Source organism: Aromatoleum toluclasticum ATCC 700605, assembly GCF_000378245.1.
Classification (GTDB): Bacteria; Pseudomonadota; Gammaproteobacteria; order Burkholderiales; family Rhodocyclaceae; genus Aromatoleum; species Aromatoleum toluclasticum.
Window position 1 is genome coordinate 53,607 of the sequence record NZ_KB899494.1, and the last position, 18,831, is coordinate 72,437.

18 protein-coding genes are annotated in these 18,831 nt (G+C 68.6%); 14 read left to right on the plus strand and 4 right to left on the minus strand.

The genetic code is table 11. From position 1 onward, the window contains the following. The first annotated feature begins 2 nt into the window (after positions 1-2). From F464_RS0107890 to mobB, 3 genes are all read left to right on the plus strand, one after another. Complete coding sequence (locus F464_RS0107890; protein ID WP_018989251.1) at positions 3-2,108, plus strand: sensor histidine kinase; 2,106 nt, start codon at positions 3-5, stop codon at positions 2,106-2,108. Between the two features lie 92 nt (positions 2,109-2,200). Next, entirely contained in the window at positions 2,201-3,589 is a 1,389-nt protein-coding gene (locus F464_RS0107895) for a sigma-54-dependent transcriptional regulator (protein WP_018989252.1), read from the plus strand. Between the two features lie 34 nt (positions 3,590-3,623). Beyond that, on the plus strand, positions 3,624-4,133 hold the full coding sequence (gene mobB / locus F464_RS0107900; protein ID WP_018989253.1) for a molybdopterin-guanine dinucleotide biosynthesis protein B: 510 nt from the start codon (positions 3,624-3,626) through the stop codon (positions 4,131-4,133). Positions 4,134-4,144: 11 nt separating this feature from the next. On the opposite strand, the gene F464_RS28010 is transcribed toward mobB, so the two are convergent. From F464_RS28010 to F464_RS0107920, 4 genes are all read right to left on the minus strand, one after another. Further along, the gene (locus tag F464_RS28010; protein ID WP_018989254.1) at positions 4,145-4,768 is read right to left on the minus strand and encodes a LysE family transporter; all 624 of its coding nucleotides are present in this window, start codon (positions 4,766-4,768) and stop codon (positions 4,145-4,147) included. Between the two features lie 356 nt (positions 4,769-5,124). After that, positions 5,125-6,051 (minus strand): substrate-binding domain-containing protein, encoded by a 927-nt coding sequence (locus F464_RS0107910; protein ID WP_018989255.1) that lies wholly within the window; start codon positions 6,049-6,051, stop codon positions 5,125-5,127. Further along, positions 6,048-6,629, minus strand: a complete 582-nt coding sequence (gene mobA / locus F464_RS0107915) for a molybdenum cofactor guanylyltransferase MobA (RefSeq protein WP_018989256.1) — start codon at positions 6,627-6,629, stop codon at positions 6,048-6,050. Before mobA ends, F464_RS0107910 begins: the two co-directional genes overlap by 4 nt. Next, positions 6,626-7,462: a formate dehydrogenase accessory sulfurtransferase FdhD gene (locus tag F464_RS0107920; RefSeq protein WP_026295841.1), complete on the minus strand. Its 837-nt coding sequence runs from the start codon at positions 7,460-7,462 to the stop codon at positions 6,626-6,628. Before F464_RS0107920 ends, mobA begins: the two co-directional genes overlap by 4 nt. A 253-nt stretch (positions 7,463-7,715) precedes the next feature. Between F464_RS0107920 and F464_RS0107925 the strand changes: the two genes are divergently transcribed. The 11 genes from F464_RS0107925 to F464_RS0107975 all read left to right on the plus strand — a co-directional run bounded on the left by F464_RS0107925 (position 7,716) and on the right by F464_RS0107975 (position 18,727). After that, a complete protein-coding gene (locus F464_RS0107925) occupies positions 7,716-8,183 on the plus strand; it encodes a DUF3305 domain-containing protein (RefSeq protein WP_018989258.1) in 468 nt (155 codons plus the stop codon). Continuing rightward, the gene (locus F464_RS28015; RefSeq protein WP_018989259.1) at positions 8,180-8,734 is read left to right on the plus strand and encodes a DUF3306 domain-containing protein; all 555 of its coding nucleotides are present in this window, start codon (positions 8,180-8,182) and stop codon (positions 8,732-8,734) included. The genes F464_RS0107925 and F464_RS28015 overlap by 4 nt, the downstream gene beginning before the upstream one ends. A 165-nt stretch (positions 8,735-8,899) precedes the next feature. Continuing rightward, positions 8,900-10,957 carry a 4Fe-4S binding protein gene (locus F464_RS0107935; RefSeq protein ID WP_018989260.1) on the plus strand — a complete coding sequence of 686 codons (2,058 nt, stop codon included), beginning with the start codon at positions 8,900-8,902 and terminating at the stop codon, positions 10,955-10,957. Next, complete coding sequence (locus tag F464_RS0107940) at positions 10,954-11,598, plus strand: TorD/DmsD family molecular chaperone (protein WP_018989261.1); 645 nt, start codon at positions 10,954-10,956, stop codon at positions 11,596-11,598. Before F464_RS0107935 ends, F464_RS0107940 begins: the two co-directional genes overlap by 4 nt. Before the next feature lie 52 nt (positions 11,599-11,650). Then, positions 11,651-11,857, plus strand: a complete 207-nt coding sequence (locus F464_RS0107945; RefSeq protein WP_018989262.1) for a hypothetical protein — start codon at positions 11,651-11,653, stop codon at positions 11,855-11,857. A 14-nt stretch (positions 11,858-11,871) separates the two neighbouring features. After that, a complete protein-coding gene (locus tag F464_RS0107950) occupies positions 11,872-14,787 on the plus strand; it encodes a molybdopterin-dependent oxidoreductase (protein WP_018989263.1) in 2,916 nt (971 codons plus the stop codon). A gap of 16 nt (positions 14,788-14,803) precedes the next feature. Beyond that, positions 14,804-15,409: a formate dehydrogenase FDH3 subunit beta gene (gene fdh3B, locus F464_RS0107955; RefSeq protein ID WP_018989264.1), complete on the plus strand. Its 606-nt coding sequence runs from the start codon at positions 14,804-14,806 to the stop codon at positions 15,407-15,409. Beyond that, a complete protein-coding gene (locus F464_RS0107960) occupies positions 15,406-15,639 on the plus strand; it encodes a hypothetical protein (RefSeq protein ID WP_018989265.1) in 234 nt (77 codons plus the stop codon). The genes fdh3B and F464_RS0107960 overlap by 4 nt, the downstream gene beginning before the upstream one ends. A 10-nt stretch (positions 15,640-15,649) precedes the next feature. After that, the gene (locus F464_RS0107965; protein ID WP_018989266.1) at positions 15,650-16,663 is read left to right on the plus strand and encodes a formate dehydrogenase subunit gamma; all 1,014 of its coding nucleotides are present in this window, start codon (positions 15,650-15,652) and stop codon (positions 16,661-16,663) included. A 174-nt stretch (positions 16,664-16,837) separates the two neighbouring features. Beyond that, entirely contained in the window at positions 16,838-17,338 is a 501-nt protein-coding gene (gene tpx, locus F464_RS0107970; RefSeq protein WP_018989267.1) for a thiol peroxidase, read from the plus strand. Between the two features lie 138 nt (positions 17,339-17,476). Next, positions 17,477-18,727 carry an HD-GYP domain-containing protein gene (locus F464_RS0107975; protein WP_018989268.1) on the plus strand — a complete coding sequence of 417 codons (1,251 nt, stop codon included), beginning with the start codon at positions 17,477-17,479 and terminating at the stop codon, positions 18,725-18,727. Positions 18,728-18,831 lie beyond the last annotated feature (104 nt).

Genomic DNA, 18,831 nt, shown 5'->3' on the forward strand with positions numbered 1-18,831 from the left:
TCTTGCTCGCGGAGTCGGGGCGTACCGCGAATCGTGAAGCTCCGAAGCGCACGGGCTGGGCCGACCGGCTGCGCAGCTCGGTCCGTGCCAAGCTGCTGGTGCTCGTGCTCGCTCCGCTGCTCGTGGGCGTGCCGGTGCTGCTGGGGCTGGTGTGGACCTGGGGCAACGAGGCCTACGAGCGCCTCCTGAACTTCAAGATCGGGTCCGATCTCGTCACCGCGCACGAGTATTTCGATCGCGTGCGCATCGGCGTCGGGAGCGACGTGCAGGCGCTTGCCGAGTCGCATCGTGTGGTCGGGCTGCTCGGCGCGCGGCCGTCGGCGATGTCGGCCCTGCTGGCGGAACTCGCGCCCGGGCGGCGGCTGGATTTCCTGCTGCTGCTCGACCGCGAGGGCCGTCCGCTGGCGGCGTCGCAGCCGCTCGCGGGTGCGGCGGCCACACGCCTGGAGTGGCCTGTCGTCGCCTCGGCGCTACACGGATCGGCGCTGACGACGGTAGAACGATTCTCCGCCGGCGCGCTCCAATATCTGTCCCCGGCGCTGCGCGAGCGCGCCTGGCTGCCGCTCGTGGAGACGCGCGCGGCGGCCCCCGATGCGCGCACGGCAGAGGACCGGGGACTGGTGATCCACGCCGCCGCACCGGTGTATGACGAAAAGCGCAACCTCGTGGGCGTGCTCGAGGGCGGCGTCCTCCTCAACGGCAATCTGGAGATGGTCGACCGCATCAACGCCATCGTCTATCGCGACGGCTCGCTGCCGCTCGGCAGCCGCGGGACCGCCACCCTGTTCCTCGACGACACCCGCATCGCCACCAACGTGCGCCTGTTCGGTGACACGCGGGCGCTCGGCACGCGCGTCTCGCAGGCGGTGCGCGAGCTCGTGCTGGGGCGCGGGGAGACCTGGCTGGGCGCGGCCTTCGTCGTGAATGACGACTACGTCTCGGGCTACGAACCGATCGCGGACGGTCGTGGCGAGCGTGTCGGGATGCTGTACGTGGGCTTCCTCGAGGAGCCTTTCCGCGCTGCGGGCCGCATGGCGATGGGGGCCTTGTTCGTGCTGTTCATCGGCATTAGCGCGGCCGGTGCGGTGCTGAGCCTGCGCTGGGCGCGCAGCGTGTTCCGGCCGATCGAGCGCATGAACGCGGTGATCCAGCGCGTCGAACAGGGAGAGGTCGACGAGCGCGTGGGTGCGGTCGCGAGCCGCGACGAACTGGGGCGGCTGGCGGGCGAGTTCGACCACCTGCTCGACACGCTGTCGGCCAAGCGCGAGGAGCTGCAGCGCTGGGCCGAGGAGCTCGACCGCAAGGTCGCCGAGCGCACGGTGGAACTGCGCGAGGCCAACGAGACCTTGCGGCGTGCGCAGCAGCAGCTGGTGATGAGCGAGAAGCTCGCGGCGATCGGCGAGCTGACGGCGGGTGTCGCGCACGAGATCAACAATCCGGTCGCGGTGATCCAGGGCAACCTCGACGTGATGCGCGACGTGCTGGGGCCGGCGGCGGAACCGGTGCGCGAGGAGATCCGCCTGATCCACCAGCAAGCCGACCGCATCCGCCAGATCGTCACGAAATTGTTGCAGTTCGCGCGTCCGGGCGAGTTCGCCGGCTATGCCGAGGCGGTGGAGGTGAACGAGGTCGTCGCCGACTGCCTGTTCCTCACGCAGCACGGTTTCGACCGCCGCGCGATCGAGGTCGCGACCGACTTCGCGGCGAGCGTGCGTATCGAGATCAACCGCAGCGAGCTGCAGCAGGTGCTGATCAACCTGATCGTCAATGCCGTGCAGGCGATGCCCGACGGCGGGCGGCTGGGCCTGGCGACGGCGGACTGGACCGAGGACGGCGAGACGGTCGGGGCGGTGATCCGCGTGCGCGACAGCGGGCATGGCATCGCACCGGAGGATCTGTCGCATATCTTCGATCCCTTCTTCACGACCAAGAAGGGCAGCGGCACCGGCCTGGGCCTGTCGATCAGCTACACGATCGTCGAGCGCTACGGCGGCCGCATCGCGGTCGACAGCCGGCCCGGTGAGGGCACCGAGTTCGCGCTGTGGCTGAGGCGCGACGCGCGTTACGACGAGTCCCCGAGCGCCCCGGGGTTTTTGCGGCGCTGGTGAGTCATAGTTGGGACAGTGCCCCGACCGGCTCGGTTATCATGAAAATGTAACTGCGCGGCGCGCGCAGCGGGCGACACATGAAAAGGACAGCGATGCAGCACGAGCGCGAGGGGGGAGCCGCGAGCCCAGCCGGCACTCCCGAGTTCAACTGGCAGGCGCATTCGGTCCTCATCGTCGATGACGAGGAGGGCATGCGCAGCTTTCTCGAGCGTGCGCTGAAGCCGCGCTGCGGCCTCGTCGAGACCGCGCCGGACGCCGAACACGCGATGCGCCTGATGGCGCGCCTGCACTTCGACCTGCTGATCCTCGACATCGCGCTGCCGGGCAAATCCGGCCTCGACTGGCTGCACGAGCTGCGCGAGTCGGGCTTCGCCGGCGACGTGATCCTGATCACCGCCTTCGCCGACCTCGACACCGCGATCAACGCGCTGCGCGGCGGTGCGTCGGACTTCATCCTCAAGCCTTTCCGCGTCGACCAGATCCTCAACTCGATCAAGAACTGTTTCCAGCGCGCCCATCTCGCGCGCGAGAACTTCATCCTGCGGCGCGAACTCGCAGGCCTGTCGGCCGAGGTCGAAGGCCTGGTCGGGCACTCGGCGGCGATGGACGCGCTGCGCACGGTGCTGCGCCGCGTCGCGCAGATGCCCAGCACGGTGCTGCTGCTCGGCGAATCGGGCACCGGCAAGGAGGTTGCGGCCCGCGCGCTGCATCGCATGAGCCCGCGCGCGCAGCGTCCCTTCGTGCCGGTAAACTGCCCGGCGATCGCGGCCGGCCTGATCGAGAGCGAGCTCTTCGGCCACGTGAAGGGCGCCTTCACCGGGGCCACCGAGACGCGCAACGGCCTCTTCTACTATGCTCACGGTGGCACGCTGTTCCTCGACGAGATCAGCGAACTGCCGCTCGCGCTGCAGACACGCCTGTTGCGCGTACTGGAGGAGCGCAGGCTGCGCCCGGTCGGCTCGGAGCGCGAGGTGCCGGTGGACGTGCGCATCATCGCCGCGTCGAACCGTGATCTCGCCGCCGAGGTCGCTGCGGGGCGCTTCCGCCAGGACCTGTACTTCCGCCTCGCGGTGGTCGAGATCGTGATCCCGCCGCTGCGCGAGCGCGCCGAGGACATCCCGGACCTGGTGCGGCATTTCATGCAACTGTTGACGGTGCAGCTGGGCGTCGCGCCGCTGGCGCTGTCGAACGCGCTGTTTGCGCGCCTCGAGGCCTATGGTTGGCCGGGCAATGTGCGCGAGCTGCGCAACTTCGTCGAGCGCTCGCTGATCCTCGGCGGCTTTCCGGTGGAGGCGCTGGGTCCGCGCGGCGACGTGCTCGCGGGCGGCACGGACCTGTCGCTCGACGAGGTCGAGAAGCGCCACATCCTGCGCATGCTGGATGCGTGTGGCGGTAACAAGTCGGAGGCGGCGCGGCGGCTGGGGGTGTCGCGCAAGACGCTGGAGCGCAAGTGCGCGGAGTGGGGCGAGTCGGTCGCGTGAGTACGCGCCGACGCCCGTGAGACAGGACAGAGCATTGAAAGTGATCGGATTCGCCGGCTGGTCCGGCAGCGGCAAGACTTCGCTGATCGAGAAGGTCGTCGCGGTGCTGAGCGCGCGCGGCCTCGACGTGTCGCTGATCAAGCACGCGCACCATACGTTCGACATCGACCACGAGGGCAAGGACTCGTGGCGCCACCGCAACGCCGGCTGCCGCGAGGTGCTGGTCAGCTCGGGGCGCCGCTGGTCGTTGATGCACGAGTTGCGCGGCGATCCCGAGATGACGCTGGACGAGTTGCTGGAGAAACTCTCGCCCTGCGACCTCGTGCTGGTGGAGGGCTTCAAGCACGCGCCCATCCCCAAGATCGAGGTGCGCCGCACGGCCGTGCGCGAGTCGCCGTTCTACCTGCAGGACCCGCACATCGTCGCCGTTGCGACCGACGTCGAACTCGACACCGCATTGCCGCAGCTCGATATCAATGACGCGCAGGCAGTGGCGGATTTCGTCGTGGATTACGCGTTCAGGATCGTGGCGACACAGCCATAGGGCGCGGCCGGTCAGGGCCGCATTACGCCGTAGGATTCGCGGATGAGCTTCAGGCCCGTTGCGCCCAGGATCACGCCGACCGTCGCGGACAGCCGGTGCGAGTGCGCCGAGTACCAGGTCCGCACCGGCCCGCGCGAGAACAGGTAGGCGACCAGCCCGTACCAGCTCAGCGCGTTCAGCAGGACGATCAGGATCGCCACGGCGGGCAGCCAGCCCGGGGGATCGGCGGGAAACGCCGCCGCGAAGATGCTGCCGAAGAACAGCACGGCTTTCGGATTCGTGAGATTGGTCAGCAGGCCGACGCGAAACGCGTGGTCGTGCCGGCGGATGCCGCAATCCGGCGCCGTGCACGCGCGGGCGGACAGGCAGAACTTCCCGCCCAGCCACGCCAGATAGGCACCGCCCGCCGCCAGCGCCGCCGCGCGGACGTCCGGAAACGCGTTTAACAGGGTGCCTACGCCGGCAACCGCGAGCGCCGCCCAGAGGGCGGAACCCGTGGCGATGCCCGCGGCAGCGCGCGCCGCGGCGCCCTGCATTCCGCTGGCGGCGACCTGCATCACGAGCACGGTGTTCGCGCCCGGTGTCATCGTCGCGACGAGGTGCAGGAGCCAGATGGTGACGAGTGTGGCGGGCATGACGCTATCGACCCTTGTGTTCAACGAGCGACCTGATCGCCCACCGCAGGGCGGGGATCACGAGCGCGATGACAATGACGTCGATCGTCGCCAGAGTCGGCAGGGGATTCTCCCATTTGTCCAAGCATGGATCGTCCGCAGGACGGGACTTGCGGTGCGTGTCGTTCGGCCGCGTAGGAATTTGGCGTCTCGTTCTTCCGTGTATGCGCCTATTTGTTTGGCTTCCGCCCCAAGCAATCGCCACCGCATAATGTTAATGGAATTTTCAATTCCAGATCAAAGGTGTGCCCAGATGAATTTGCGTAGTAACGAAAAACCTTGACCCGGTCGAGGCCCGGCGATTGCGCGCCGGGTGCTCAATCCAGCGGCAATACCTGTCCCGGCGTGGCCAGTTCATAGCCGCCGAGCTGCTGCGCGAGCTCGCGCATCTCGGCGCTGCCGAGCCGCGCGAGCAGGCGCTGGAAGAGGTGGCGGAAGTAGATTTCCTTGGGCAGCGCGAGGTCCAGCGCTTCCCGGCCGAGCGGCAGGAAGTCGAGGCCGAATTCGCTCGCGGTGGCGCGCGTGCCGGGGGTGCAGTCGGCCGCGTCGCGCACCAGCAAGGCGGCGGCCTCGCGTTCGCCATGTGCGGTTGCGACGGCGCTGCAGTCCTCCGCGCGCAGGCCGCGCGCCCTGAGCGCCGAGGCGAGGAAGTGCGAGGCGCCGGAGCCGGCTTCGCGCATCGCCCAGCGCACGTCGAAGGCGGCCAGCGTTTCGAGCTGGTCGATGCCCAGGCCGGGGCGCAGCAGCACGCCCTGCTCGCGCTGGCCGATGCGCACCAGCGTCCAGCGGGCGTGGCCGGGATGGGCGCGCAGCAGCGTTGCGTGCAGGTGCGCGCTGTGCTCGACGTCGCCCCAATGCACGACGGAGAGGTCGGCGCGGCGGCGCGCGAGCTGTTCCAGGCCGGGCAGGGTCGCGGTCGGGCTGTAAGCGACGAAGGCCTCGGCGCCGAGTTCGGCGGCGAGCGACCGCACCGCCGCGGCGAGCAGCGCGTCGTCGCCGCCGGCGATCAGCAGGCGGTCGGTGAGCACGCCGCCATGCGCCTGCTCGAGCAGCCAGTCGTCGAGCAGCCGGCGCGGAAACAGCCACTTGCCGCCGACGCGCGCGGCCGGGACTTCGCCGCTGTTGGCGAGCTCGTACAGCTTCTTCTCGTTGAGGTGCAGGTAGGCCGCCGCCTGCTTCGCGGTGAGGCAGGGGCTCTCCGGCGCAAGATGGTCCACGGTTGGCGGCTCGGGCGCGCTCATCATCCGGCGTCGTTCAGTTCGTCGCGCGTGTTGATGTTGCGGAAGGCGGCCTCCTCGTCGTCGAAGCGCACTTCGACGATCTTCAGCGTCGCGTACCAGAAGTCGATCTTGCGCCCGCCGCCGGCGAGGAACTCGTCGAGGTGCGGCAGCACCTCGCGCCGGCACAGGCAGAACACCGGGTGCGGCTGGTCGAAGGTGCGCGCGACGGCGAGCTCGGCGCCCGCGTCCGCGAGGCCGCGGTAGAGGCGTTCGACGAGGTCCGCCGGCAGGAAGGGCGAGTCGCAGGGCGCGGTCGCGACCAGCGGATGCTGCGCGCGTGCGAGGGCAGCGTGCAGTCCCGCGAGCGGGCCGGCGAAACCGCCGATGTCGTCGGGGAACACCGGGTAGCCGAAGGCCGCGTAGCGCTCGGCGTTCTGGTTGGCGTTGATGATCAGCTCGTCGACCTGGGGGCCGAAGCGCTCGATGACCCGTGCGGCCATCGGCCGCCCGCGCAGCTCGACGAGCCCCTTGTCGACGCTGCCCATGCGCCGTCCCTGCCCGCCGGCGAGGATGACGCCGGTGATTTTCTCGCGCGCGCTCATCGCGTGAATCGCTCCTCGCCGGTGAATAGAAGGTAATGCTTGCCCTGCGCGCGGCCGATCATCGTGAGGCCGATCTTGCGCGCGATCTCCCAACCCATCTGCGTCAGGCCGGAGCGCGAGACGAGGAAGGGGATGCCCATCTGCGCGGTCTTGATGACCATCTCCGACGTGAGCCGGCCGGTGGTGTAGAAGATCTTGTCGCCGCCGTCCAGGCCGTCCAGCCACATCTGCCCGGCGATGGCGTCGACGGCGTTGTGGCGGCCGACGTCCTCGACGAACATCAGGATGTCGCAGCCGTCCGCCGTGGGTTTGGCGAGCGCGCAGCCGTGCACGGCGCCGGCCTGCTTGTAGATCGATTCGTGGTGGCGTACGGCGTCCATCAGCGCGTACAGGGTCGCCTGCGTGAGCGTGCGCTCGGCCGGCAGGCGGATCGTGTCGATCTCGTCCATCAGTCCGCCGAACACCGTGCCCTGGCCGCAGCCGGTGGTGACGGTGCGGCTGCCGAGGCGCTCCTCGGCGTCGACGAGGCCGTTGCGCGTCTTCACCGCGACCGCGTTGACCTCCCAGTCGACCTGCACCGCCTCGATGTCGTCGAGGCTCGCGACCAGGCGCTGGTTGCGCAGCCAGCCTATCGTCAGCGCCTCGGGTGCGGCGCCCAGTGTCATCAGCGTGACGATCTCGCGGCGGTCGACGTAGATCGTCAGCGGGAACTCGCCGGCGATCTGCGTCGGCACGTGTTCGCCGTTTTCGTCGACGGCCGGGATCGTCACCGTCAGCGGGTGGCTCGCGTGACTTAGCAGCGGTCGGCGTGGCGTGTCGGAGGCGGAGGGCATGGAGAGGGACGGGTAGGTTCGAGGGGGTATTCTAGTGCGGCGGGCAGGAAATTCGCCAAGGACCACGGTGCGCGGGTCTGTGACGGGCGTCGATGTGGGAGCGGCTTCAGCCGCGAAGCAGCGTTCCCTCAGTCTGAAGCGCCTATTCGCGGCTGAAGCCGCTCCCACGGGAACCGGGTCGGCGGTGTGACGTTCGCCGCCAGCGGCTGCTTCGCCTATCCTATGAGAGATCAAGTCACCCGGAGTTCGCCGCATGGACCGCTTCCCCGTCGCCGTCGTCATGGAGCGCCGCCGCCTGCAGAGCCGCTGGGCGGACGAGGCGTGGGAAGCCGTCGGCGTCGTGCCGGCCTTCGGCGACAACCCGGCGGCGACGCGCCAGCTGGTCGCCGAGACCGACCGCGACCAGTACCTCGTCGGCGGTTTCGCGCTGGAGCTGTTCCGCGACGAGGCGGACAACTACTTCCTCAACCTTAGTTCGCCCGTGCCCAAGGTGTTCGTGATGTGGCGCCACGAGGATGGCGTCGCGAAGCCCCTGGTCGTTACCGTGAGCTACGGCGAGGCGGCGCGTCTGCTCGATTCGGGCGAACAGGTCGACGGCGTCACGATGCCGCGCGAGATTGCCGACTGGGTCGGCGCGTTCGTGAACCTGCACTACAAGCCGGCGCCGCGGAAGAAGATCCGGCGCAACGACCCGCTGGCGCAGGACCGGGATCGGACATGAGCCGCTTCCTCGAACGCTGGTCGCGGCTGAAGCGCAGCGACGTTGCCGCCGCTGCGCCCGCGGCCCCGGTGGTGCCGGCGCCCACGGTCGCGGAAGGGCCCGCTGCACCGGCTGCGGCGTCGCCGGCCGATGCCCAAGCGCCGGTATCGCCTGCGGAGGCCGTGCTGCCGCCCATCGACAGCCTCGACCTCGCGGCGGACTTCAGCGCCTTCATGAAGAAGGAGGTCAGCGAATCGCTGCGCCGCGCCGCGCTGCGCAAGCTCTTCAGCGATCCGCACTTCCACTTCGAGCGCATGGACAAGCTCGACATCTACATCGACGACTACTCGGGCAGCGATCCCATCCCGCCCGACATGCTGCAGCGCCTGCGTCAGTTCGAAACCCTGCTCAAGGACGAGGAAAAGGAAGGGGGCGAGGACGCGGCAGCACCGGACGTCGCGGGAGCGTCGTCCGGTGCGGATGCTCACGTGCCGGCCGACGCAGAATCGCGCGAGCCCGCCGTTCAAGCCTTGCCCCCGGAAATGGGGAAAGACCGGGGAAAAACCCCATAGCAAATGCGACATTTTGGGGACGCTGGGACTTTTAGTCCCGATTGACGCGATTCATCGCTCGTAGCTGCGGTAAATCAGGGATTCCTGCTCCGTTTTATTGCCGTATTCCTGGTACGCCCTCTGCTTTGCCTTCAGCACCTCAATCAGGCAGGCAGAAGACCCAAAGTGGAGAGACAGCTCAGGCTGTGCGACTGCAACCGCAGTTTCACGGTCGATGAAAAAGCCCTCGCGGCGGGCAGCACGGTGCCGCTCAAAGTCCATCACGAACTCTGCCGGCGCGAGATCGGCGAGTTCGAGTCTGCGCTCGCGTGCGGCGACGTGCTGGTCGGCTGTACGCAGGAGGCTGCGCTGTTCGCCGAAGTGGCGGCGGAGCGGCCGATGGCGCGCGTCGACTTCTTCAACCTGCGCGAGAACGCCGGCTGGTCGGCCGAAGGGCGCGGTGCGACGCCCAAGATGGCGGCGCTGATCGCCGCGGCGATGCTGCCCGAGCCGGACCCGGTCGCGGGCGTGACGCTCGCGGCGGGCAATCACCTGCTGATCGTCGGCGAGGCGGGCGCGGCGCTGGGCTGGGCCGAGCGGTTGGCTGCGCGCTTCGACGTGTCCGTGCTGCTCACCGGCACGAGCCGCGATGCGGAATTGCCGACCGAGCGGCGCTATCCGGTGTGGTCCGGCACGGGCGTGACGCTCGCCGGCCACCTCGGCGCTTTCGACGCCACGTGGGTGCAGCAGAACCCGATCGACCTCGACCTGTGCGTGCGCTGCAATGCCTGCATCCGCGCCTGTCCCGAAGGCGCGATCGGCTGGGACTATCAGGTCGACAGCGCGCGCTGCCAGTCGCACCGCGCCTGCGTGACGGCCTGCGGCACGGTCGGTGCGATCGATTTTGCGCGCACCGACACGCGGCGCGAAGGGCGCTTCGACCTCGTGCTGGACCTCTCGCCCGAGCCGCTGATCAAGCGCGTCGAGCCGCCGCAGGGCTACGCGGCGCCGGGGCGCGATCCGCTCGACCAGGCGCTGGCGGCGCAGGCGCTGGGCGAGCTCGTCGGCGAGTTCGAGAAGCCGCGCTACGTCGCGCTCGACGCGAAGCTGTGCGCGCACAGCCGCTCGCGCAAGACGGGCTGTACGGCCTGCATCGAGTCCTGTTCGGCCGAGGCGATCGCGTCGGCGGGCGACGTCGTGCGCGTCGATCCGTATTTGTGCCAGGGCTGTGGCACCTGTTCGACGGTGTGCCCGACGGGCGCGCTCGCGTCGCAGTATCCGCGCGTCGAGGACCTCGGCCTGCGCGTGAAGACGGTGCTGACGGGCTACCGCGAAGCCGGTGGCGATGCGCCCGTGTTGCTGTTCCATTCGGCGGAAGCCGGCCGTGCGCTGATCGACCGCCTCGCGCGCCGCGGCAAGGGGCTGCCGGCGCGCGTGATCCCGCTCGAAACCTGGAGCGCCGACGCCGTGGGCCTCGACCTGATGCTCGGCAGCCTCGCACTCGGCGCCTGCCAGGTCGCCGTGCTCGCAGCCGGCTCGCACGACGCGGCCCCGCTGCGCGCGCAGGCCGCACATGCGCAGGCGATCCTCGCGGGCCTCGGCTACGGCGGTGAACACCTGCGCGTGATCGATGCCGGCGACTGGCCGGAGCTCGAATCCGCGCTGTGGGACTGGGCGCCCGCGCAGGGCGTGAGCCGCCCGGCGACTTTCCGCCCCATGCCGAGGAAGCGCGACACGCTCGACCTCGCGTTGCGTCACCTGCACGCGATGGCACCCACGCCGGTCGCGGAGATCGCACTGCAGGCCGGCGCCCCCTTCGGCGCGGTCGCCGTCAGCGATGCCTGCACGCTGTGCATGTCCTGCGTCGGCGCCTGTCCGACCGGGGCGCTCAGCGCCGCGACGGACGCGATGCGCCTGGGCTTCCTCGAGAAGAGCTGCGTGCAGTGCGGACTGTGCGTGAACTCCTGTCCCGAGAGCGCCATTGCGCTCACGCCGCGCCTGCTGCTCGACGACGCGGCGCGCCGCGTGGTGCCGCTGAAGGAGGCCGAGATCTTCCACTGCATCCGCTGCGGCACCGCGATGGGCGCGAAGCCGATCATCGACGCGATGTTCGCGCGCCTTGCCGGCCACGCGATGTTCGCCAGCGAGGCGCAGCGCCGGCGCCTGCACATGTGCGCGGACTGCCGCGTGATCGACCTGATGGAAACCGAGAACGGCACCAAAGCCTGGGACATGACCGAATGAACGCACCTGTGTCGATCTTCCAGCCGCAGCACCCGGCGCCCGGCGACGGAACCGTGCTCACCGACGAGGACCGTGCGCGTGCGCATCACTACGCGCTGCTGGGCAACCTGTTCTTCGCCGCGCCGGAGGCGCCGTTGCTGACCGCGCTGGCAGCCTCGGCGCGCGTGCTCGGCAGCGGCGACACGCCGTTCGCCACCGCCTGGGCCGCGCTCGGCGAGATCGCCGCAGGCAGCGACACGGCGAGCGTGCACGACGAATACCACACGCTGTTCTTCGGCATAGGCCGGCCCGACGTGATGCTCTTCGGTTCCTTCTACCTCGCAGGCTTCCTGATGGAGGAACCGCTCGCCGAACTGCGCGACGACCTCGCCGAGCTGGGTCTCGCTCGCCGTCCCGGCGTCGCCGAGACCGAGGACCACATCGCCGCGCTCGCCGAGGTCATGCGCCACCTCGTGATCACCGGCCCCGACGAGGCCGGTCTCGCGCGGCAGCGCCTTTTTTTCACCCGTCATCTGCAGCCGTGGTACGCGCGTCTCGCCGACGCGCTCGCCGCGGCGCCGCAGGCACGGTTCTATGCCCGCGCCGGTGCGCTGATGCGGGCGTTTTTCGACATCGAGAGCGAAGCTTTCGCAATGGAGTAGGTCGCACCCGGTCCGCTGGGCCGGCCGAGTGATCCGATACGGGAGAAGGACCATGGAAGACAAGAAATCCGGCCTGCAGCGCCGTCATTTCCTGCTGACTCTGGGCGCTGGCGGCGCTGCTGCCGCGGCGGCCGTTGCGACGGTCGCGGGCAAGCCCGCTGCGGTCGCCACGCCGCTCGCACAGACGACGGGTGAAACCGGAGCGGAGCGCGGCGTCAGCGAGCACGCCCGCAACTACTACCGCACTGCGCGCATCTAGGCGGGGGACAGGCGATGCTTACGAGGAAATCCACCCAGGCGACGGGCGCCGCCCGCCAGCTGCGCAGCTCCGCGGCGCGGCACTTCGGCCAGACCATGGACCGGCGTACCTTCCTGAAGCGCTCGGGCCTCGGCGTGGGCGCCGGCGCGCTGGCCGCGCAGCTGCCCTACAACCTGATCGGCAGCGCCGATGCGGCGAGCCCCGAAGCGGCGGGCGCGGCGGGCGCGGCGGGCGACACGAGCGTGCGCCGCACCGTGTGCAGCCACTGCTCGGTCGGCTGTGCGATCGACGCGGTCGTGAAGAATGGCGTGTGGATCCGCCAGGAGCCGGTGTTCGACTCGCCGATCAACCTCGGCGCGCACTGCGCCAAGGGCGCGTCGATCCGCGAGCACGGCCACGGCGAACACCGCCTGAAGTACCCGATGAAGCTGGTCGACGGCAAGTACCAGAAGATCACGTGGGAGCAGGCGCTCCAGGAAGTCGGCGACCGCCTGCTGAAGATCCGCGAGGAGTCCGGCCCCGACGCCGTGTACTGGATCGGCTCGTCGAAACACAGCAACGAACAGTCCTACCTGCTGCGCAAGTTCGTGTCCTTCTTCGGCACGAACAACATGGACCACCAGGCACGCATCTGCCACTCGACCACCGTCGCCGGCGTCGCCAACACCTGGGGTTACGGCGCGATGACGAACTCCTACAACGACATGCAGAACGCGAAGGCGATGCTGTTCATCGGCTCGAACGCCGCCGAGGCGCATCCGGTGTCGCTGCTGCACATCCTGCACGCGAAGGAGAATGGGTCGAAGATGATCGTCGTCGACCCGCGCTTCACGCGCACCGCGGCGAAGGCCGACTACTACGTGCGCATCCGCTCGGGCACCGACATCCCCTTCATCTGGGGCATGCTGTACCACATCTTCAAGAACGGCTGGGAGGACAAGGAATACATCCGCCAGCGCGTATACGGCCTCGACAAGGTGCGCGAGGAAGTCGCGAAGTGGACGCCCGACAAGGTGCAGGAAGTTACCGGCATCGCCGAGGAGCAGGTGCTCAAAGTCGCCGAGACGCTGGCGAAGAACCGCCCGTCGACGGTCGTGTGGTGCATGGGCCAGACCCAGCACACGGTGGGCAACGCCAACGTGCGCGCGATGTGCATCCTGCAGCTGGTGCTCGGCAACGTTGGCGTCTCGGGCGGCGGCACCAACATCTTCCGCGGCCACGACAACGTGCAGGGCGCGACCGACGTCGGCCCGAATCCGGATTCCCTGCCGGGCTACTACGGCCTCGCGGCCGGATCGTGGAAGCACTGGTGCAGGGTGTGGGGCGTCGACTACGAGTGGGTCAAGGCGCGCTACAAGTCCGAGGACCTGATGACCAAGTCGGGCATCACGGTGTCGCGCTGGATCGACGGCGTGCTCGAGAACCCGGAGCTCATCGACCAGCCCGGCGGCAACCTGCGCGCGGTGGTGTACTGGGGCCACGCGCCGAACTCGCAGACGCGCGGCGCGGAGATGGTCGAGGCGATGAAGAAGCTCGACACCCTGGTCGTCATCGACCCCTACCCGTCGGCGACCGCCGGGATGGCGGCGATGGTCAGGAAGGACGGCGTCTATCTGCTGCCGGCCTGCACGCAGTTCGAGACCTCCGGGTCGGTCACCGCGTCGAACCGTTCGCTGCAATGGCGCGAGAAGGTCATCGAGCCGTTGTTCGAGTCCAAGCCCGACCACACCATCATGTACGCCTTCGCGAAGAAGTTCGGCTTCGCCGACGAGCTCGTGAAGAACATCAAGCTCGTGAAGGACAAGCAGGGCTGGGACGAGCCTGAAACCGAGGACATCCTGCGCGAAATCAACCGCGGCACCTTCACGATCGGCTACAGCGGCCAGTCGCCCGAGCGGCTCAAGCTGCACATGCAGAACATGGCCACCTTCGACGTGAAGACCCTGCGCGCCAACGGCGGCCCGTGCGACGGCGAATACTTCGGCCTGCCCTGGCCGTGCTACGGCACGCCGGAGCTCAAGCACCCCGGCACGCCCAACCTGTATGACACGTCGAAGCACGTGATGGAAGGCGGCGGCAACTTCCGCGCCAATTTCGGCGTCGAGCGCGACGGCGTGTCGCTGCTCGCCGAGGAAGGCTCCGCCTCCAAGGGCGCCGAGCTGCAGATGGGCTACCCCGAGTTCGACGACGTGCTGCTGAAGAAGCTTGGCTGGTGGGACGAGCTCACCGACGCCGAGAAGGCCGCGGCCGAAGGCAGGAACTGGAAGACCGACCTCTCGGGCGGCATCATCCGCGTCACGATGAAGAACCACGGCATGCACCCCTTCGGCAACGCCAAGGCGCGCGCGCTGGTGTGGAACTTCCCCGACCCGGTGCCGCTGCACCGCGAGCCGATCTACTCGCCGCGCCCGGACCTCATCGAGAAGTACCCGACGCACGACGACAAGATGAAGTTCTGGCGCCTGCCGACGCTGTACAAGTCGCTCCAGGACAAGGTCAAGGACATCTCCAAGGAGTATCCGCTGATCATGACCTCGGGGCGCCTCGTCGAGTACGAGGGCGGCGGCGAGGAGACGCGCTCCAACCCGTGGCTCGCCGAGCTGCAGCAGGAGATGTTCGCCGAGGTGAACCCCAAGGACGCCAACGACGCCGGCTTCCGCAACGGCGACTACATCTGGGTCGAGTCGCCGACCAAGGCGAAGCTCAAGGTGCGCGCCCAGGTCACGCAGCGCGTCGCCCCGGGCACCGTGTTCCTGCCCTTCCACTTCTCCGGCTGGTGGCAGGGCAAGGACATGCTCGAGTTCTACCCCGAAGGGGCGGCGCCGATCGTGCGCGGCGAAGCGGTCAACACCGCGACGACCTACGGCTACGACTCGGTGACGATGATGCAGGAAACCAAGACGACGCTTTGCCGCGTGTCGAAGGCCTGAACAAGGGGACCAACAAATGGCACGCATGAAATTCCTGTGTGACGCCGAGCGCTGCATCGAATGCAACAGCTGCGTCACCGCCTGCAAGAACGAGCACGAAGTGCCGTGGGGCGTGAACCGCCGGCGCGTCGTCACGATCAACGACGGGGTGCCCGGCGAGCGCTCGATGTCGGTCGCCTGCATGCACTGCTCCGATGCGCCGTGCATCGCGGTGTGCCCGACCAACGTGATCTACCAGACCGAGGAAGGCGTCGTCCTGCACGACAAGGACGGCTGCATCGGTTGCGGCTACTGCTTCTACGCCTGTCCCTTCGGCGCGCCGCAGTTCCCCAACGGACCGGCGGCCTTCGGCGCGCGCGGCAAGATGGACAAATGCACCTTCTGCGCCGGCGGCCCCGAGGAAAACGGCTCGCAGGCCGAGCTCGAGAAGTACGGCCGCAACCGGCTGGCCGAAGGCAAGCTGCCGCTGTGCGCCGAGATGTGCTCCACCAAGGCGCTGCTCGGTGGCGATGCGACCGAGATCTCCGACATCTTCCGCGACCGCGTCCTGCGCCGCGGCAAGGGGGTCGAGGCCTGGGGCTGGATGACCGCGTACGGCAAGGACAAGGAGGAGGCGAAATGAAAGCGCGCATTCATTCGCTGGCACTGGCCGGTGTCGTGACACTGGCGGCGGCCATGCTCGCGGGTTGCGGCGAGCGGCCGCAGGTCGGGAAGCTGGAGCAGGGCAAATATGCCGGCAAGGCCGACACGCGGCCGTGGGAGGGCGGAACGTTCAAGGGCGACAAGGGCGCCTGGGAGCAGGCCGAACGCAACCGCGTCCGCGCGCAGAACGAATACAAGCGTGTCGAATGAGGAGACGGCCATGAGCACAATCCTCAGGCGGCGCAGCGGCCTCGGGCTGCTGGCGGCGCTGGCAGTGTGGCTGCTGGCGCTGGCCGGTACGCCGGCCGTGGCAGCCGACGCGTCCGCAACTCCGGCTGCGGCGCAGGTCGAGCGCCAGCAGACGCAGCCGCTCAACAACGCGCCGGTGTGGCGCGAGGTGCGCTCGGGCGAGGTGCACTTCACCACCGTGCGCGGCCCCGAAACCGGTGTGCTGATCCAGAGCGAAGGCCAGACGTGGCGCCAGTGGCGCAACGGTCCCGTGACCTTCTGGGGCGGCGTCCTGCTGCTGGTGGTGCCCACCGCGATCGGCCTGTTCTTCGCGGTGAAGGGCGCCGTCAAGCTGCATGGCGCGCCGACCGGGCGCAGGATGCAGCGCTTCAGCACCTTCGAGCGCGTCGTGCACTGGGGTACCGCGATCAGCTTCGTCGTGCTCGGGATCACCGGCGTGTGCATCCTGTTCGGCAAGCACTTCATCGAGCCGGTGTTCGGCAACGCGGTGCTCGGCGGGCTGCTGTGGGCGGGCAAGAACGTGCACAACTACGTCGGCCCGCTGTTCGGCGTGTTCACGCTGCTGATGATCCTCGCCTTCCTGCGCGACAACGTCTGGCAGGCGATAGACAGCGTGTGGATCCGCAAGGCCGGCGGCATCGCCAGCGGCGAGCACGTGCCCTCCGGGCGCTTCAACTTCGGCGAGAAGACCTGGTTCTGGATCGGCGTGACCTTCCTCGGCCTGATCGTTGCCGGCTCCGGTCTCGTGATGGACTTCCCCAACTTCGGCCAGACGCGCGCGACACTGCAGCTTGCCAACATCATCCACGGCGTCGGCGCGATCCTGTTGATCGCCCTGTCGCTGGGCCACATCTACATGGGCACGATAGGCGTCGAAGGCGCCTACCAGTCGATGAAGACCGGCTACGTGGACGAGACCTGGGCGAAGGAGCACCACGAGCACTGGTACGACGAGGTCAAGGCGGCCCGCACGGGCAATCCCTGATCCGCGGCGTGCGGGAGGCGTGCCGCCCACCCTCCCGCGCACTTTCCTGCTCACTTTCCCGCCAAGACCCCTCCGTCCGCGCGGTTCCCCTGTGCGGCATTCACGACTAGACTGATCCGGTAAAGCTGGCGCTCGCCGCCGGCCCACAGACATCTCAACGGAGGAGACACTCGCATGAGCACCGTGACCCTGGGCGGCAACCCGATCGAAGTCGCAGGCAAGTTCCCGCAGAAGGGCGACAGCGTCCCGCCGCTGGCGCTGGTCGGCGCGGACCTCAAGGACGTGACGCTCGCCGACTACGCCGGCAAGCGCAAGGTTCTCAACATCGTTCCCAGCCTCGACACCCCGACCTGCGCGACCTCCACGCGCAAGTTCAACGCCGAGGCGTCCAAGCTCACCGACACCGTCGTGCTGGTCATCTCCGCCGACCTGCCCTTCGCCGCGAAGCGCTTCTGCGTCGCCGAAGGGCTGGAGAACGTCGTCACGCTGTCGACGATGCGCGGCCGCAACTTCCTCAAGGACTACGGCGTCGAGATCGCCTCCGGGCCGCTCGCCGGCGTCACCGCGCGTGCGGTCGTCGTGCTCGACGGCGACAACAAGGTGCTGCATTCGCAGCTCGTCGGCGAGATCAAGGACGAACCCGACTACGCGGCGGCGCTCGCGGCGCTGAAGTAAGGCGCCTGCAGGAATCGGCTAATGCAAATGGGTTTATGATGCGGTCAGGGCGCGTGCGGCCGGTTTCCGGTCGCGCCGCCGTTGCGCATCCGGCTGGCGGAAACAGCCGCTTTCCGATCCGCCGCCCGATGTAACGAGATGCAGGACCCACTGCCGAAAGTCGGTGTCGAACAGGTTCAGGTCGGCATGTTCGTGTCGCTGGACATGCCTTGGCTCGACCACCCCTTCCTGGTCAATTCCTTTCGCATCAGCAGCGAGAAACAGCTGCGGGCCCTGCGTGAACTCGGCCTGCACCGCATCGCCTACGATCCGGCGCGTTCGGCGGTCGGGCCGCGCGAATGGGGCAGCGCCCCGCCCGCGCCTCCCCCATCCGCATCCGGGGCGGACGACGGGTTCCGGATCGAGGCCAAGCGCCAGGGCGCGACGCGCATGGCCGAGCAGCGCGAACTTATCCGCAGCTGCGAAAAGGCCTATGGGGAATGCGTCGACTCCACCCGCAACCTGATCGCCGACCTGCTGCGCGAGCCGGCGGCGGCCACCGCGCTGGCGGGTGCCATGGTCGGGGAGCTCGCGTCGACCTTCCTCGACGACCCCGGTGCGACAGTGATGCTGATCGCCTCGCGCAAGCGCGACGATGCGACGCACCAGCACGCGCTCAACGTGATGATCCTGACGATGATCCTCGCGAAGGGGCTGGGCCTCAAGCGCGAGGTGTTCGAGGCCGCCGGCATGGGCGCGCTGCTCCACGACATCGGTGCCAAGCGGATCAACCCCATCGTGTTGCGCACCAAGGAGCGCAGCCGCCCGGAAGAATCCCTCTACCGCATGCATTGCGAGTACGGGCTGCAGATCGTCGGCAAGCACGTCGCGTCCCCGGTATGCGCGATCATCCGCGAACACCACGAATGCGTGGACGGCAGCGGTTTCCCGGCCGGCCGCAAGGGTGCGGACATCAACCCGCTCGCGCGCATGGTCGCGATCGCGAACCGCTACGACAACCTGTGCAATCCCCATTCGCTCGCCGAGGCACTGACGCCCGCGGAAGCGCTGTCGCAGATGTACGCGCGCGAGTCCGCGCATTTCGACGCCTTCATGCTATCGACCTTCATCAAGGAGCTGGGGATCTATCCGCCCGGCTCCTTCGTGCGCCTGTCGACCGGCTCGATCGCGATCGTCGTCGCGGTCACGCGCGGCAACACGCTCAAGCCGACCGTGCTGGTGTACGAACCGGGCGTGCCGCGCCGCGACGCGCTCGTGCTGAGCCTGGCCGACTCCGGCGAGGTCACGATCGACGCCGTGCTCAAGCCGCGCGCGCTGCCGCGCGAAGTCGTCGATTACCTCAACCCACGCATGAACCTCGCGTACTTCGCGCAGCGCGCGCACGGCTGACGCAAGACACTATTACCGGGCAACCAAATACCGTTCGGGCTGAGCCTGTCGAAGCCCTGCCCATGCCCTTCGACAGGCTCAGGGCGAACGGCTATCTCTGATCG

What these genes read in the sequence shown, in the direction of transcription:
- F464_RS0107895 (WP_018989252.1), top strand. Translation starts at nt 2,201, where the DNA reads ATGCAGCACGAGCGCGAGGGGGGAGCCGCGAGCCCAGCCGGCACTCCC.
- F464_RS28010 (WP_018989254.1), bottom strand. Translation starts at nt 4,768, where the DNA reads ATGCCCGCCACACTCGTCACCATCTGGCTCCTGCACCTCGTCGCGACG.
- F464_RS0107910 (WP_018989255.1), bottom strand. Translation starts at nt 6,051, where the DNA reads ATGATGAGCGCGCCCGAGCCGCCAACCGTGGACCATCTTGCGCCGGAG.
- mobA (WP_018989256.1), bottom strand. Translation starts at nt 6,629, where the DNA reads ATGAGCGCGCGCGAGAAAATCACCGGCGTCATCCTCGCCGGCGGGCAG.
- F464_RS0107920 (WP_026295841.1), bottom strand. Translation starts at nt 7,462, where the DNA reads ATGCCCTCCGCCTCCGACACGCCACGCCGACCGCTGCTAAGTCACGCG.
- F464_RS0107925 (WP_018989258.1), top strand. Translation starts at nt 7,716, where the DNA reads ATGGACCGCTTCCCCGTCGCCGTCGTCATGGAGCGCCGCCGCCTGCAG.
- F464_RS28015 (WP_018989259.1), top strand. Translation starts at nt 8,180, where the DNA reads ATGAGCCGCTTCCTCGAACGCTGGTCGCGGCTGAAGCGCAGCGACGTT.
- F464_RS0107940 (WP_018989261.1), top strand. Translation starts at nt 10,954, where the DNA reads ATGAACGCACCTGTGTCGATCTTCCAGCCGCAGCACCCGGCGCCCGGC.
- F464_RS0107945 (WP_018989262.1), top strand. Translation starts at nt 11,651, where the DNA reads ATGGAAGACAAGAAATCCGGCCTGCAGCGCCGTCATTTCCTGCTGACT.
- F464_RS0107950 (WP_018989263.1), top strand. Translation starts at nt 11,872, where the DNA reads ATGCTTACGAGGAAATCCACCCAGGCGACGGGCGCCGCCCGCCAGCTG.
- fdh3B (WP_018989264.1), top strand. Translation starts at nt 14,804, where the DNA reads ATGGCACGCATGAAATTCCTGTGTGACGCCGAGCGCTGCATCGAATGC.
- F464_RS0107960 (WP_018989265.1), top strand. Translation starts at nt 15,406, where the DNA reads ATGAAAGCGCGCATTCATTCGCTGGCACTGGCCGGTGTCGTGACACTG.
- F464_RS0107965 (WP_018989266.1), top strand. Translation starts at nt 15,650, where the DNA reads ATGAGCACAATCCTCAGGCGGCGCAGCGGCCTCGGGCTGCTGGCGGCG.
- tpx (WP_018989267.1), top strand. Translation starts at nt 16,838, where the DNA reads ATGAGCACCGTGACCCTGGGCGGCAACCCGATCGAAGTCGCAGGCAAG.
- F464_RS0107975 (WP_018989268.1), top strand. Translation starts at nt 17,477, where the DNA reads ATGCAGGACCCACTGCCGAAAGTCGGTGTCGAACAGGTTCAGGTCGGC.